Source organism: Acinetobacter sp. YH12076, from assembly GCF_013419525.1.
In the GTDB taxonomy this organism is placed as follows: domain Bacteria; phylum Pseudomonadota; class Gammaproteobacteria; order Pseudomonadales; family Moraxellaceae; genus Acinetobacter; species Acinetobacter amyesii.
Window position 1 is genome coordinate 184912 of the sequence record NZ_VOZY01000003.1, and the last position, 15449, is coordinate 200360.

The following is a 15449-nucleotide window of genomic DNA, read 5'->3' on the forward strand; positions in this document are numbered from 1 at the left end:
TCATCTTTAGCTGAAAATTTTTCAACAATATGAATAATTATGATATTCATTTTATAAATAAAGCACTTTTATTCATATATATAAATGATAGACTATTTAAAAAATTAGCTCACTTAGATGATGTAATCATGACATATAAAGACGAAACTTTAGCAATTCACGCGGGGTATACCCCGGAAGCAACCACCAAAGCTGTTGCAGTTCCGATCTATCAAACCACCTCATATTCGTTTGATAACACGCAGCATGGTGCTGATTTATTTGACTTAAAAGTTCAGGGTAATATTTATACCCGCATTATGAATCCAACCACGGCGGTACTTGAACAGCGTGTTGCAGCGCTCGAAGGCGGTATAGGCGCACTGGCGTTGGCATCAGGTATGGCTGCCATTACATATGCGATTCAAACCATTGCTGAAGCGGGCGACAATATCGCTTCTGTTTCGACCCTGTACGGCGGCACATATAACCTGTTTGCCCACACCCTGCCGAAACAAGGCATTGAAGTTCGCTTCTTTGATTATCAAAACCCTGAAGCGCTGCGTAGCCTCATCGATGACAAAACCAAGTTGGTCTTTGTCGAATCTATTGGTAACCCATTGGGCAATATTATTGACCTCGAAGCAATTTCGAAAATTGCGCATGAATTTGGCATACCTGTAGTCGTAGACAATACTGTTGCCACACCTGTTCTGCAAAAATCATTTGAATTTGGTGCCGACATCGTGGTGCACTCACTCACAAAATATATTGGCGGTCATGGTAATTCGATCGGTGGCATCATCGTCGATAGCGGCAAATTTCCTTGGGGCAAATACCCTGAACGCTTTAAATCACTCAACACCCCTGATCCAAGCTACCACGGGGTCAATTATGTCGAAGCCTTAGGTGACGCAGCCTACATTGCCCGTGCGCGCGTGGTCCCGCTGCGTAATACAGGCGCTGCGATCAGCCCGCACAATGTGTTTTTGATCTTACAAGGTTTGGAAACCTTAAGCCTGCGCATGGAGCGTCATACTGAAAATGCGCAAAAAGTGGCGGAATATTTACAAGCGCATCCAAAAGTAAAATGGGTCAACTACGCTGGCCTAAAAGACCATCCTCAGCATGCTTTGGCGCAAAAATATGTCAAAGGCAAACCATCTGCGATTCTTTCCTTTGGGGTTCAAGATGGCCTTGCAGGCGGCACACGTTTCATCGATGCGTTGCAGTTATTTACTCGCCTTGTGAATATTGGTGATGCCAAAAGTTTAGCTTGCCATCCTGCGACCACGACACATCGTCAGCTCAATGAAGATGAACTCAAAGCAGCCGGTGTCAGCATTGATATGGTTCGTTTATCGATTGGGATCGAACATGCAGATGACTTGATTGCCGACTTAGATCAAGCCTTAGCTGCTGTTTAAACCACAAGTGCACAATCCACAGGTCTTATTTTTAAGGCCTGTTTTTATTTCCATTTCATTTAAATAACCACCCCCACATAATCCGCCTTCCAATTTTGGGCATCTATGGCCCTGCTTCTATATTTATTTACAATTTTATTTATCTTGAAAATCGACTTTTTTACGTTGCAACGATGTGGATAAAAGCACTTCTCTTTCACATATTTATGTGTTAAAAAATGAGTAAATAGGGATTTTAATTTAGAGTAAAAACTCTAAATATTATTTTATTATCAATTACTTATATATGGCTTTTTTTTAATAAAACGCTATCATACCGCTGACTTAAAACAGCCCTGCACATAGCATTGTCGGGCCGATAAATGAATACAATAAAACTGATTTAACAGGGAACCTCATCGTGAATTCAAGACTTGAGAAACGTTTCGTTGACCGTGTCAACGGCAAGACCATTTTAATCACCGGTGCATCAAGTGGTATCGGTTTAACCACAGCGCATCGCCTTGCCAATGCAGGCGCACATGTTCTACTGGTTGCACGTACCAAAGAAACGCTTGATGCCGTAAAAGCTGAAATTGAAGCCACTGGCGGTAAAGCTGATGTTTTCCCATGTGACCTCAATGATATGGAATCCATTGATGCTGTGGCACAACGAATCCTCGCTTCCGTCGATCATATTGACATCTTAATTAATAACGCTGGCCGTTCTATTCGCCGTGCCGTGCATGAATCAACTGATCGTTTCCATGATTTTGAACGCACCATGCAGCTGAACTATTTTGGCGCGGTACGTTTGGTCATGAACCTGTTGCCAAAAATGATGATTCGTCGTGAAGGTCATATCATTAATATCAGCTCGATTGGTGTATTGGCCAATGCAACGCGCTTCTCTGCATATGTTGCGTCTAAAGCCGCATTAGATGCTTTCAGTCGTTGCCTAAGTGCTGAAGTTCACTCGCATAATATTGCCATCACGTCGGTCTACATGCCATTGGTGCGCACACCAATGATCGCCCCAACCAAAATTTATAAATACGTACCAACCCTTTCTCCAGAACAAGCAACCGACCTGATTGCCTATGCCATCGTGAAACGTCCGAAGAAAGTGGCGACCAATTTGGGCCGTTTGGCTTCGATCACTTACTCCATTGCTCCTGACATTAACAATAAACTCATGTCGATTGGTTATAACCTGTTCCCAAGCTCTTCAGCGTCTATTGGTAAGCAAGAAAAACTCAATTGGGTACAAAAAGCATATGCTCGCCTATTCCCTGGTGAACACTGGTAAGACCTGACTCCCCCTTTAAAAAGCCCTTATAAGGGCTTTTTTATTGGGTTTTATGCAGCATCTGCTACATTGGGCTGAGATAAAATCAACTTTTATAACAATGAAAACTCAAAACATTGCCATCATCGGTGCAGGTACAGCAGGATTAGCTGCTGCAGCAATGCTTGCTGCTCAAGGCCATCAAATCTGCTTATATGAAAAAGTCTCACAACTTGAACCTGTGGGCGCAGGATTATTATTACAACCCGCCGGGCTGGCGGTTTTCGAACATTTAGGCATTTTGGAACATGCCTTAAGCCTAGGTGCTGTGGTAACAGGTCTGGAAGGTCAACTGGCTGGCGGCGACTTGCTGATTAACAGTTATTATCGACAAGCCGATGAACGTTCATATGGACTCGGCATTCACCGTGCCACGCTCTGTCATGTCCTCGCATCCAAAGTCCGTGAATATCCTCAACACGTTGAGTGGTGCATGGCGCATGAAGTGCATGAACTTCAAGAATCCAGTGAGGGTATAAACGTAATTGGGCAGTCCGCAGATCAATCCTTTCAACGTCAGTTTGATCTCGTGCTGATCGCCAATGGTGCACGCAGCCATTTACGCCCTAATGCATGGGAAAAGCTCAACCAAGCCTATCCTTGGGGGGCGAAGTGGATCATCGTGCCTGAATGCGAAGTACTCAATCCGCAGATCTTGCATCAGTTCTATGACCGTTCCAATATCATGATGGGTGTGATGCCAACGGGAGCAATTCCAACGCAGCCTGAACAGCGCCTTTCGAGCATTTTCTGGAGTCTGCCTACAGAAGATTTAGAGGGATTCTTAAAAACCAAGAACGCACAGCAGCACTGGTTGCTTGAAGTTTCAAAACGCTGGCCGAGTGTTGCAGAATGGTTAGCGCATGTGATTCCACATCCAGATGATCCGCAGCAATGGCTATCTGCCAATTATCGTGATGTGGTGCTGAGCAAACTTGGTGAAGGTCGTATCGGTATATTAGGCGATGCTGCTCATGCCATGAGTCCACAGCTTGGACAAGGCGCCAACATGGCTTTGCTCGATGCATGGGCCATCAGTCAAGCTCTGCTTCAATATCAACAGGACTCCTCACTGCAAAACCTCTGGCAGAAGTATCATCAGCTACGTTTGTACTCCGTGCGATTTTACCAATTTTTTAGTCGCTTGCTGACTCCTTTTTATCAATCACATCATCGCTGGACAGCGCCGCTCCGTGATTTTTCATTTCGTGCTATGTATCAGCTGCCGTTTTTCCGCAAAGAAATGGCGATTACGATTTCCGGCTTAAAAACGGGTGCATTTGGGCAAATGAATTATGCTGACATTGCCCGAAAGCCTGCAGATGATTCTGCGGCTGAACTGCGCAATTTAAAATTTGATTAAGAATTAACTCCCCATCATTCTCTTGATGGCTTACACTATAGTGCTGCTCAAATGCTGCGGCATTTATTTTTTGATTTTTGAATTGGTGAAATCCTCATGAACAACCTGCAATGGCTCGATGAAGTAAAATTTAACGAACAAGGCTTAGTGCCTGCTATTGCACAGCATCATCAAAGCGGGCGCGTATTGATGGTGGCATGGATGAACCGTGAAGCGTTGGCGCAAACTGCAGAAAAAAATCAGGCGGTGTACTTTTCACGTTCACGCAATAAGCTATGGCACAAAGGTGAAGAATCTGGCCATTTCCAAACCGTACATGAAATCCGTTTGGACTGTGATGCTGACGTGATTGTGCTACAAATTGAACAGCATGGCGGCATTGCCTGCCATACCGGCCGTGAGTCATGCTTCTACCGCAAGCTTACTGCCAATGGCTGGGAAATTGTCGATGCGCAATTGAAAGATCCTGCTGCAATTTATGGTGCAAAATCAGCAAATCCACATACTCTTGCGATGAATGCATCCAATGCGCAATCTGAGCAAGTCGAAGTACTCGACTACTTAGGTAAAATGATGGCTGAACGCAAACAAGCTGATCCTGAGTCCTCTTATGTGGCAAAGCTTTACCATAAAGGCCTCAACAAAATTTTAGAAAAAATCGGTGAAGAAAGTGTTGAAACCATCATTGCCGCTAAAGATTTCAAAATCGAAGCCAATGAAGACAACAAAAACGATTTGATTTACGAAGTAGCAGACCTTTGGTTCCATACCATTGTGATGTTGGGTTATTTCGATATTGATCCTCAATTGGTACTTAACGAACTCGCTCGTCGTCAAGGCCTTTCCGGTTTGGTTGAAAAAGCCAACCGTCAGCACTAAGACGCAACCGTGCCAGATCTTAAAAAACCGACCGCGACCTATGAGCAGGCCACCGCCATAGATAACGCACGTCTTGGTAAATCATTTAAAGTGATTGCCTATGCTGGCACAGGTAAAACAACCACACTCCAAATGATCAGTGATGCCATGCCTCAGCGGCGTGGCATGTACTTGGCCTTTAACAAAGCCATTGCCACCGAAGCACAGAATCGTTTTCATCAAAATGTCGACTGTCGAACCTTCCACTCATTGGCTTATCGTAGTGTTCCACGTGGAGTGACTGACAAACTGCGTCTACCACGTTTAAGTCCGAGCTTTATTGCTAAAGAATATCGACTAGAACCGATCACCTTACGTCGTATGATGGGCGGTCGTTATGAAAAATATGTACTCATGCCTTCGCGTTTGGCAAGTCTGGTGGCAAATGCTGTCAGTTATTTCTGTTCGACCAGTTCGCAATACCCTGCCCCACGACATCTACAAGCACCGAGTTGGCTGCATCCGGACGATATCGAAAGCTTACAAAAGCATTTGTATCCTGCCATTGAACGTCGTTGGTTAGAGTCGATTGATCCGAACCATGCAGCAGGGATTGGACACGATATTTATTTAAAACTCTGGGCTCTGTCTGAACCGAATATTCCTGCCGACTACGTGTTGTTTGATGAAGCTCAGGATGCTGACCCACTAATGCTAGGGATTTTACTGAAACAGCGGAATACCCAAGTCATCTATGTTGGCGATGCGCATCAACAAATTTATGCATGGCGTGGCGCAGTCAATGCCATGCAGCAACTCCCTTTACCCGAATCCCGTTTAACCACGTCTTTCCGTTTTGGTGAAGAAATTGCCTTGAACGCCAATGCTCTACTGGGCGCATTGAACGAAACCGTGCCTTTATTGGGTAATCCGCAGCTCAACTCTAAAGTGGTCAATAAACCACATACCAAGATGCGCGATGCCATTTTATGTCGTACCAATGCACGTGCGATGGAACTGTTATTGGCGGGTTTGGTTAAGGGCGAAAAAGTTAGCCTGCAAGCAGATCATGCGCGACTCAATCGTTTTGTAGATGCTGCAGCCATGCTCAAGCAAGGCAAGCGCGTAGTCGATGTCCCAGAGCTTGCGTGGTTTAACTCATGGCATGATGTGCATGAATATTGTGAAACCAATGACGGCAGCGATATTAAACCGCTAGTGAAGTTGGTCGATGACCACGGTACTGACCCACTGAAAAAGGCGCTGGCGAAAATCACCCCGATTGATCAAGCCGACTACATCATCTCGACCGCCCATAAAGCCAAAGGTTTAGAATGGGATCGGGTACATATTGAAGATGACTACCAATTTAAGCTCAACGATAAAGATTATAAAATTAGTGACGAAGAGTTACGGTTACTTTACGTGGCTTGCACACGTGCTAAAGTAAGTTTAAATATCCATCATATTTATGACTTGATGCAGCACTTAAAACGTCAAATGCCCAAATCTTTGGCACAAGCGGTCAGCTAGTATGATGAAAAAGGTGAATAAACAATAAATCAGTAAAAGGTGCACCATGAAATTACAATCGATCCAACTCAAGCACACCCTTCATTTTACTGATATCACCCTCAATTTTAATTACCACGATCTGCCGATCACCTTAATTTTGGGTGATCAAAGTTCTGGAAAAACCTCCCTACTACGCTTTAGTTATCAGGCCCTCACTTGGTTTGCTGCACGCTATAAAGATTTACGTACCGCAGGCGTGGTAATGCTCGATCAAGACATCATGTTAAATCGCTTGCAATCGAAACTTGATATTCAAGTCAGTTTTCCCGAAGAGATTGGCTCATTTCAGCTTTCAAGTGATCAACAAGACCAAGACCCACAATGTTGTTCATGGCAATTGTACAAAACCTTAAACAGTCAAGGCGTCGGCCTCAGTAAGGCCGAAACACAGCAATTAGAATCGATGGTTGCGCTGTATCAAAAAGCCCTCAAAGCCGATCTGTTACAAGGGTTGCCACTCATTGCCTATTACCCTGCTGAACGTTTCGTCAACGATGTGAATATTCTCAATAAAAATAATCCTGCTATTTTTCAGCCTTCGCATGCTTATGAAATATCGGCCATTCCCTTTACCACGTTTATTCGTTTTTTTGAGTGGTTTCGAGAAATATCCGACATTGAAAATGCGCAAAGTGCCGAATTAATTCAAAATTTATTACATCCTAAAACTCAAGCCGATATACCCAACGCATCAGACACGCCTCTTTTTGGGCATAAACTAGCACAAGCTCAGGCCGATCTACACGCGCCGTCACTCAGATCATTAAAACAAGCTTTAGAGACCGTGTTGCCCGATGTGAGCAATATTTATCTGCAATATCACCCCAAATTACAGTTAATGGTCTGCTATCAAGGCAAAGACATGTTATTTCAACAGCTGTCAAATAGTGTGCGCAACCTTGTGGCCTTAATTGGTGATATTGTACGTCGCCTGTGTCTACTCAATCCTCATAGCTTATATCCTTGCCAAGAAGGTGACGGGATTTTATTGATCGACGCCATAGACCACCAACTCGATCAAAACATGACTCAAGTGATTTTGACCCGTTTAAATCAAGCGTTTCCACGACTCCAAATCATTGCCAGCGGCAACCGTCCTGAACTGATGGAACAGGCTTCTCGCTTTCAGTGCTTACAATTACAGAATAAAAAGCTCAGTGAGATTCAGCCTGAAAAACTACAAGAAACCTATGATCAAATTTATCAGCAGTTGCAACTCGGATCTAAACCATCGCTTCCACCTAAAACTGAAGAGATTGAATTAAATGAGCCGCTGAATAATCCGGATATCACCCAGCACATGTTGCAGTTAATCCAGACACAACTGACCGAGCAACAGCAACAAGAATTGGTAAGGGCTTTATCACAGCGGGGTGATCAGGACATTACGATCCAACCGCTGAATTAAAAATACTGAGGTTGATTGACTGAGTGTAATCCATAGCCTCGATGTTTAAATATTCAGCAATAAGGCCGCAATAGATGTCTAGACAGTTTCGTCAGGCGTATAATGTGTAAGTGGTTCATAAAAAAGATTGATGTTGTTTTACGCATGTAATATGATCGGTTTTATTTGCAATTTTCATAGTAACATCGGAAATTGCTATCGCTTCACGAGTTGCGCAACACAGCTTGTTTTTAATTTTTTTGACACACATGGCTTTCAAGATTGAATTTTTGGACTGCTCTTTGCTGTCCTGTAATCCTTGAAAGATGAAATACACCTAGGTTTCACCGCCTAATCATGACAATGGATACGAGTGTGCTACCGATTATTATATTGTTACCGTTAATACTAGGCACAACACTTGTCTCGTGGTTGAAGCAATTCTCTCGCGGGGTAACAGCTTTAGGGGCGATTGGCGTCAGCCTCAGCAGTTTAGTTTTATTATTGAGTCAGGCTCAAGATGTATTTAATGGCAAAACCATCATTCAAACATGGCCATGGCTCATTCAAGTTGGCATTGATTTCAGTTTCCGCCTCGATGCACTGGGCTTGTTGTTTTCCCTGCTCATTACCGGGATCGGCACCTTAATTTATATCTATGCCTACTATTATTTAAGTCCAAAGAATTCGCTCAGTAAACTGTATGTTTTATTGATGCTGTTCATGGCTGCCATGCTCGGCATTTCATTGTCTAATAATTTAATTTTATTGCTTATTTTCTGGGAACTTACCAGCATTTCATCTTTCCTTTTGGTTGGTTATTGGAGTAATTACGACGCAGCTCAGCGTGGCTCTCGAATGGCTTTGACCATTACAGGTATGGGTGGTTTATGTATGCTGGGTGGTTTTGTTCTGTTGGCGCAAATCACGGGCACCTATCAGATTGATCAAATCCTAACGATGAGTAGCCAAATTCAGCAGCACTCGCTTTTTGTACCCACACTGCTATTAATATTAATGGGAGCATTTACTAAAAGTGCGCAGTTCCCTTTCCATTTTTGGTTGCCAAATGCTATGGCGGCACCGACCCCCGTCTCGGCCTATTTACATTCTGCCACGATGGTGAAAGCCGGAATTTTCCTGCTTGCACGCTTATTACCGATTTTTGCAGGCGCTACGTTGTATCACAACTTGGTCACCTTTATTGGCTTATTTACCTTATGTATGGCAGCATTCTTTGCCATTTTCAAAGAAGATTTAAAAGGGCTTTTGGCCTATTCCACCATCAGCCATTTAGGTCTGATCGTTTGCTTACTGGGGATCGGTTCTCCCCTTGCAGTTGCGGCTGCCATTTTCCATATCATTAATCATGCGACCTTCAAAGCAGCCCTATTTATGATCGCGGGGATTATTGACCACGAATCAGGCACACGTGATTTACGAAAACTCTCTGGTTTATGGCAATTACTTCCGTTTACCGCAACGCTAACCATGATCACTGCGGCCTCTATGGCAGGTGTCCCATTAACCAATGGTTTCCTCTCTAAAGAGATGTTCTTTACTGAGCTTTTAGCCAATCTGACTGGGCCTGTGATGATCGTATCAGCCATCATTGCCACCTTTGCCGGTATCTTTGCTGTCGCGTATTCAGTACGTTTAGTTCACGGGGTGTTTTTTGATGGTCCACTGGGGAAAGAAATTCCCAATAAAGAAGCACATGAACCACCGTTTGGTATGCGCGCACCAGCAACATTACTGGCTGCTTTATGTATTTTAGTTGGATTATTCCCTGCCCTATTGGTTGAGCATATAGTCAACAGCACAGCACGTGCGAGTATTCAAAACCCTGCGTTTGAAGGTACACATTTAGCGATTTGGCATGGTTTAAATGCACCGCTTTTGATGAGTGTAATAGCACTATTGGGTGGTTTAATTTTCTACTTCGCATTGGCAAAGGGCGGCAAATTACGCCGGATCGACTTAGATCCATTTTTGGGTCGTTTGCAAGGTAAAGTGCTGTTCGACTTATTTTTAAAATATCTTTTACTCAGCTCAAGAAAATTCCGTCGCTTTACTGAAAATGGCAAATTACAAAGCTATGTATTGTGGATTTTAATCTTTAGTGTAGCCATCGTCATCGTTCCATTTTGGCTGCAAGGCATCGGCACAGGCAGTCGTGAACTGGTACATGCACCGGTCATCGCAATCGTTCTGTGGCTATTATTATTCTCTGCATGTTGGATGATGCTTTGGTTCCACCATGAACGGATTAAAGCCGTCCTCATCAGTGGTGCAGTCGGTCTAGTTGTGACCATGGTATTTATCTGTTTCTCCGCTCCAGATTTGGCGTTGACACAGATTACTGTTGACGTGGTGACCACCGTGCTCTTACTCATGAGCCTATCGTTATTACCACAGCTCACCCCTTATGAGTCGAGCGTGTCACGTCGTTGGCGAGATGCATTGATTGCGATTATTGCAGGTCTAGGGATTGCATGGATTTCATGGTTGATCATGACCCGTGATCATAACTCCATTTCATGGTTCTTCATGCAGCAGTCTATCCCACTTGGTGGTGGTACCAATGTGGTCAACGTGATCTTGGTGGACTTCCGTGGTTTCGATACCTTTGGTGAAATTACCGTACTGGGAATTGCTGCAATTGGTACGCTATGCATGATGGATGGTATGCGTGCTCATGGCACCACCATTACGCAAGGTCTGACCTATCGTTTTAATCCGTCGCCACTGATGTTCCGTATTACCTCATCTTGGATTTTGCCTTTGGCCTTGGTGATCAGTCTGTATATTTTCCTACGGGGTCATAACTTACCTGGCGGTGGCTTTATTGCAGGTTTAATTACCTCTTTAGCCTTAGTGATTCAATATATCGCGCTCGGTCAAGACCGTGCTGAACAATTGATTGGTGCAAAATCAGGTCGCTTATATGAAGTGTGGATTGGTATTGGTTTAACCATTGCAGGTCTGACAGGGATTGCTGCTTGGCTATGGGGCCGTCCATTCCTGACCAGTGCCCATATCTATGTCTCACCACCCATTTTAGGTGAAATGCACCTTGCCTCCGCTGCCCTCTTCGATACAGGTGTCTACATCACTGTTGTGGGCGCGACGATGTTAATGATTTCCGTCTTAGGCGACTCGCGTCACTCGAGTATGTCTGGTCCAGTTCCAAGAGGCGAATAAGATGATTAGTTTAGAATTTTTACTCGCTTCAGCCATTGGCTTACTGACCGCAACAGGGGTATACCTGATTTTGCGGGCACGTACCTTTCCTGTCGTGCTGGGTTTAGCCATGATTGGCTATGCTGTGAACTTATTTTTATTTGTCATGGGGCGTATTCATGTCAACGCACCAGCTGTGTTAACGGAAACAACCAAAGCGACCGATCCTTTACCGCAAGCCTTGGTCCTGACCGCCATTGTGATTGGCTTTGCGACCACTGCGTTTATCGTACAATTGGCTCTGCGTAGCCGCTATGAAACCGGAACAGATCATGTGGACTCCAAAGAAGAAATACCGCAAATTGACCCGCGGGAGGATGAGCCATAATGCATGATTTCATCCAATTTTGGACTACCCACAGCCCGATTTTCAGTATTTTAATTCCTGCAATTACTGCATTTATTTTAGTCCTGTTGGGCAACCCCGGCTCTGGCTCGTTGGCACATGACTGGCGACAACCTTGGCGTCGTGGAATCAGCTATGTTTCTGGCATCCTTGGGCTGATCACATCTATCAGTTATTTGATGATCGCCAGCTCTGGCCAAGTCTTGGTTTATAACCTGAGTGAATGGGCTGCACCGTTTGGTATTGTCTTAGTTCTAGATCGACTCTCAGCATTCATGTTGGTGCTGACTTATGGTCTTGCTGTGCCAGTGATGTGGTTTGCCAGCAAAGAATGGGATGAGCGTGGTCGTTATTTCCATGCCATGTGCCATTTCTTACTGATGGGTTTGTGTGGTGCGTTCCTAACAGGCGATTTATTTAACCTATTTGTCTTCTTTGAAATCCTGTTGATGGCATCGTACGTTTTGCTCTTACACGGCCAAGGCAAAGCACGTTTTCAATTGGGGATTCATTACGTCACCATTAACCTATTTGCTTCTGCCCTCTTCCTGATCGGACTCGGGATGATTTATGGCAGTGTAGGTAGCTTAAATATGGCAGATGTTGCACGACTTATGCCTTTGCTTGAAGCGGATCAACATCGTATTGCTGTAGCTGGTGCATTGTTACTGTTTACCGTCTTTGGCATCAAGGCAGCAATGCTGCCTGTAGGGTTCTGGTTACCGAAGACCTATGCTGTGGCAACCACTCCTGTCGCAGCCTTGTTCACCATTATGACCAAGGTCGGCATCTATGCCATTCTCCGTGTTAATGGCACTGTGTTTGACGATGGGATTAGCCGTGAAATCTTACAGCAGTGGCTATTACCGATTGGTTTAGTGACGTCGCTCTATGGTGCTTATGGTGCAATCGGAACGGATCGTTTACGTCGTTTTGTCGGTTTTATGATTTTGTCTTCTATCGGTACAATATTGGTTGCGATTTCACTCTTTAATACGGATGCATGGGCTGCAGGACTTTATTACCTGATTCACAGTACCATTATTGGTGCAGCTTTTTATATTCTATCGGGTTGGATTACCTCACAACGCGGCGAATTTAAAGATCATTTTAAAATTGCGCCCCGCATGAAACAGCATAATACAGTTGCTGTCTGCTATTTCATCATTGCGTTGATGATGGCTGGTCTACCACCATTTAGCGGCTTTTTGGGTAAAGTATTTATCTTACAAGCAACAGCCAATTCACCTTACCAAATCATGATTATTTTAATTGTTTTGTTGGTGAGTTTACTCAGTATCATGGCATTTACCCGCGCTGGTTTTGTACTTTTCTGGCGTTCATCTCGTCCAGAAGATGATATTGATACTGAAGAATATCAACGTTATCAGGCTTTGCCGAATAAGGCTCCGCTACGCAATGACAAGACCATTTATCTACTATTAACAGCGCTTGTGGGATATATGGTCTTTGCTGCACCAATCTATGATTATACCTACAAGACTGCGCAGCAAATTCAAGACAACCCATTATATGAATCGTTGCTATTGAAAAAGGATAAAGAAGGTCAAATTATCAGTGTTCAACCTTATGATCCTGAAAATTTACCTGAAACCAAATATGGTGGCGAATCAGCGGATCCAAATGCACACCTCATCCCTGCATTGATTGCGCCTGAAACCCTAAATGGCGAACATATTTCTGAATATAAGCGACGCCAAATTCAGGGACAGCAACAAGAAGAAAAATTGCCTGAAGAGACCCAGCTGAAACCGATGGAGGTACCTTAACATGGCGACACTATCTTTATTTAATCGCTGGTTTCCGCATCCATTGGTATCAGTCATGGTTGGTCTGAGCTGGGTGATGTTAGCGCACAGTTTAGATGCAGCCACACTATGCATGGCCTTGGTTTTAGCCATTGTTATTCCGCGATTGGTTCGCCCTTTTATTGATCGAACACCGAATATCAACTGGCTGGCAGCATGTAAATTATTCTTTGTGGTGTTATGGGATATTATTGTCAGTAATATCCATGTTGCAAAACTAGTCCTTGGTCCGACACATAAATTGCATCCGAAATGGTTCCGTGTTCCTCTCGATACACAGCATGAAGAAGTCAATTCTCTGCTTGCGATGATCATCACCACGACACCCGGTACGGTGTCTGCTGGGATTGACCAAGACCGTGGTGATATTTTGGTCCATGCGCTGAGCACGGATGATCCTGAAGCAGAAATTCAAACCATTAAAGAGCGCTATGAGCGCCCTCTCATCCTTATTTTTGGCGCTGATACAGGAGAGTCTGCATGACAATTTTACCTTATGCGCTTGGCATTTGTTTAGTTGCGGTGACGATCTCAATGTTACTGTGCCTCATCCGCTTGGTGATGGGACCCTCAGTTGTGGACCGATTACTTGCTTTAGATACTTTGTTCTTAAATGCCACCTGCTTAATCGTCATTTTAGGTATTTATTGGGCAAGTACATCAATGTTTGAAGGGGCTTTATTGGTTGCCATGCTGGGGTTTGTATCTACAGCTGCTTTAGCGCGTTATTTCACTACTGGCCACGTCATCGACTAGGAGTCCTTTAATATGCAATTAGTCATGGAAATTTTGGTCTCGATTTTTTTGGTGATTGGCGCTTTTTTCATGTTGGTCGGCGGTATTGGCATGGTTCGCCTACCCGACTTATTTATGCGACTGCACGCACCGACCAAATCGAGCACCTTAGGCTTAGGAAGTTTTCTAATTGCTGCAATTATTTATGCAGCATTTCAAGGCCGTTTTGGATTTGCAGAAATCCTGATCACGCTTTTTGCTTTTATAACTGCACCGGTTTCTGCAAACCTCATGGCACAAGCGGCATTACATTTACGACTGCGCTCGATGAGTGGTGATGCACCAGAAGCTCTGAATCGCCCTCTTCCTTGGCAGCGAACTCGGCGCCGTGCATTTCACTCTAAACGCCATTCAAAACCGGAGGATCTGGATTAAATCTAGATCCAGTTTTGATTATCCCTTATAGCCCAAAAGTCTTTAATTTTCATCCATAATTTCTCAAATACATTTCCCTGAGCCAGATATTGCAAACGCTTTTGGTTATATGGCGTTGTCTTTAATCCATATTTTTCAGCTAAATCAATCAGTATATTTGTTTCATAACGACTTTGAAAATGATCAGACTAATTAGGCTGATATTGACTCATCTCAAGATTCGCAAATTCATAAAACAGCTGTACCATCACGGCATCTTGTCTTGAAACAACATTTTTCTGCTCATTAATCTGTAAACTAGCCTGCTCTCGTATAGCATCATATTCTGCTGTTGTGAGTTTTCGCTGATTCTTCCAGTGTGCATCGGGTACATAACCTGCTCCATAATATACATTCAACAATAGATATTCATGAAAATATTCAGATGAATCCATTCACTGCCAAGATGTATCGATGGATCACGCTTCATACCTTCTGCAATCCAATTTTTGGCCAGTTTAATATTACCGATCAACTCATAAGCTGTGCCTAAATTCACTGCCATCTTCGGTAAACCTGGATACTCAATTTCCAATTGCACGTAAAACCTTAATGGCTAAATCGTATTTACCTGCATAAATCTGATGTACGGCATAATCATTTTCTGCCTGATAGTCTATTGGGCTAGGATGCCTTGATACAAAGTTATTCAATTTCTCGTCATGATGTTCTTCGCGTTGATTTTCTTTTTATGAATCAGATGTATAAAAATCTTCTACATAGGTATTTAAACATGCCCAACTTGGCATAGTAATAAATAATACGCTACTCAAAAGGATTATTTTTTTCAATTCATTATTTTTACAGATTGGCGGATTAAATATCATGTTCGACCTGTCTTTCATTGGCATATTATAATTTTAAAGTGATTGAGTTTTTAAATTACCGTTATTCAAACATAAAAAA

General features: G+C 43.6%; 14 protein-coding genes. 12 read left to right on the plus strand and 2 right to left on the minus strand.

What is annotated here, in order from left to right; genetic code table 11:
- Positions 1–128 precede the first annotated feature (128 nt).
- The 12 genes from FTU22_RS03940 (at position 129) to FTU22_RS03995 (ending at position 14504) form a co-directional block, all read left to right on the plus strand.
- The gene (locus FTU22_RS03940; protein WP_180093101.1) at positions 129–1406 is read left to right on the plus strand and encodes an O-acetylhomoserine aminocarboxypropyltransferase/cysteine synthase family protein; all 1278 of its coding nucleotides are present in this window, start codon (positions 129–131) and stop codon (positions 1404–1406) included.
- A gap of 400 nt (positions 1407–1806) precedes the next feature.
- A complete protein-coding gene (locus FTU22_RS03945; RefSeq protein WP_180093103.1) occupies positions 1807–2694 on the plus strand; it encodes an SDR family NAD(P)-dependent oxidoreductase in 888 nt (295 codons plus the stop codon).
- Positions 2695–2794: 100 nt separating this feature from the next.
- Complete coding sequence (locus FTU22_RS03950; RefSeq protein WP_180093105.1) at positions 2795–4096, plus strand: NAD(P)/FAD-dependent oxidoreductase; 1302 nt, start codon at positions 2795–2797, stop codon at positions 4094–4096.
- A gap of 96 nt (positions 4097–4192) precedes the next feature.
- The gene (gene hisIE, locus FTU22_RS03955) at positions 4193–4975 is read left to right on the plus strand and encodes a bifunctional phosphoribosyl-AMP cyclohydrolase/phosphoribosyl-ATP diphosphatase HisIE (RefSeq protein WP_078189402.1); all 783 of its coding nucleotides are present in this window, start codon (positions 4193–4195) and stop codon (positions 4973–4975) included.
- A gap of 9 nt (positions 4976–4984) precedes the next feature.
- Positions 4985–6487: a UvrD-helicase domain-containing protein gene (locus FTU22_RS03960; RefSeq protein WP_111884125.1), complete on the plus strand. Its 1503-nt coding sequence runs from the start codon at positions 4985–4987 to the stop codon at positions 6485–6487.
- Positions 6488–6533: 46 nt separating this feature from the next.
- Positions 6534–7937, plus strand: coding sequence for an AAA family ATPase (locus FTU22_RS03965; RefSeq protein ID WP_180093107.1), 1404 nt, complete (start codon positions 6534–6536; stop codon positions 7935–7937).
- Between the two features lie 342 nt (positions 7938–8279).
- The gene (locus FTU22_RS03970) at positions 8280–11120 is read left to right on the plus strand and encodes a monovalent cation/H+ antiporter subunit A (protein ID WP_180093209.1); all 2841 of its coding nucleotides are present in this window, start codon (positions 8280–8282) and stop codon (positions 11118–11120) included.
- Position 11121: 1 nt separating this feature from the next.
- Complete coding sequence (locus FTU22_RS03975; protein WP_078189407.1) at positions 11122–11487, plus strand: Na+/H+ antiporter subunit C; 366 nt, start codon at positions 11122–11124, stop codon at positions 11485–11487.
- Entirely contained in the window at positions 11487–13295 is a 1809-nt protein-coding gene (locus FTU22_RS03980) for a monovalent cation/H+ antiporter subunit D (protein WP_180093109.1), read from the plus strand. Before FTU22_RS03975 ends, FTU22_RS03980 begins: the two co-directional genes overlap by 1 nt.
- A gap of 1 nt (position 13296) precedes the next feature.
- Positions 13297–13818: a Na+/H+ antiporter subunit E gene (locus tag FTU22_RS03985; RefSeq protein WP_180084543.1), complete on the plus strand. Its 522-nt coding sequence runs from the start codon at positions 13297–13299 to the stop codon at positions 13816–13818.
- Positions 13815–14090 (plus strand): monovalent cation/H+ antiporter subunit F, encoded by a 276-nt coding sequence (locus tag FTU22_RS03990; protein WP_078192553.1) that lies wholly within the window; start codon positions 13815–13817, stop codon positions 14088–14090. Before FTU22_RS03985 ends, FTU22_RS03990 begins: the two co-directional genes overlap by 4 nt.
- 12 nt (positions 14091–14102) lie before the next feature.
- The gene (locus tag FTU22_RS03995; protein WP_111884120.1) at positions 14103–14504 is read left to right on the plus strand and encodes a Na+/H+ antiporter subunit G; all 402 of its coding nucleotides are present in this window, start codon (positions 14103–14105) and stop codon (positions 14502–14504) included.
- A gap of 188 nt (positions 14505–14692) precedes the next feature.
- On the opposite strand, the gene FTU22_RS04000 is transcribed toward FTU22_RS03995, so the two are convergent.
- Together FTU22_RS04000 and FTU22_RS04005 are read right to left on the minus strand one after the other, a co-directional pair.
- Entirely contained in the window at positions 14693–14938 is a 246-nt protein-coding gene (locus FTU22_RS04000) for a hypothetical protein (RefSeq protein ID WP_180093111.1), read from the minus strand.
- The gene (locus FTU22_RS04005) at positions 14899–15084 is read right to left on the minus strand and encodes a hypothetical protein (RefSeq protein WP_180093113.1); all 186 of its coding nucleotides are present in this window, start codon (positions 15082–15084) and stop codon (positions 14899–14901) included. Before FTU22_RS04005 ends, FTU22_RS04000 begins: the two co-directional genes overlap by 40 nt.
- Between the last annotated feature and the right edge of the window lie 365 nt (positions 15085–15449).

What these genes read in the sequence shown, in the direction of transcription:
- FTU22_RS03970 (WP_180093209.1), top strand. Translation starts at nt 8,280, where the DNA reads ATGGATACGAGTGTGCTACCGATTATTATATTGTTACCGTTAATACTA.
- FTU22_RS03965 (WP_180093107.1), top strand. Translation starts at nt 6,534, where the DNA reads ATGAAATTACAATCGATCCAACTCAAGCACACCCTTCATTTTACTGAT.
- FTU22_RS03980 (WP_180093109.1), top strand. Translation starts at nt 11,487, where the DNA reads ATGCATGATTTCATCCAATTTTGGACTACCCACAGCCCGATTTTCAGT.
- FTU22_RS03995 (WP_111884120.1), top strand. Translation starts at nt 14,103, where the DNA reads ATGCAATTAGTCATGGAAATTTTGGTCTCGATTTTTTTGGTGATTGGC.
- hisIE (WP_078189402.1), top strand. Translation starts at nt 4,193, where the DNA reads ATGAACAACCTGCAATGGCTCGATGAAGTAAAATTTAACGAACAAGGC.
- FTU22_RS04000 (WP_180093111.1), bottom strand. Translation starts at nt 14,938, where the DNA reads ATGGATTCATCTGAATATTTTCATGAATATCTATTGTTGAATGTATAT.
- FTU22_RS03985 (WP_180084543.1), top strand. Translation starts at nt 13,297, where the DNA reads ATGGCGACACTATCTTTATTTAATCGCTGGTTTCCGCATCCATTGGTA.
- FTU22_RS03975 (WP_078189407.1), top strand. Translation starts at nt 11,122, where the DNA reads ATGATTAGTTTAGAATTTTTACTCGCTTCAGCCATTGGCTTACTGACC.
- FTU22_RS03950 (WP_180093105.1), top strand. Translation starts at nt 2,795, where the DNA reads ATGAAAACTCAAAACATTGCCATCATCGGTGCAGGTACAGCAGGATTA.
- FTU22_RS03990 (WP_078192553.1), top strand. Translation starts at nt 13,815, where the DNA reads ATGACAATTTTACCTTATGCGCTTGGCATTTGTTTAGTTGCGGTGACG.
- FTU22_RS03940 (WP_180093101.1), top strand. Translation starts at nt 129, where the DNA reads ATGACATATAAAGACGAAACTTTAGCAATTCACGCGGGGTATACCCCG.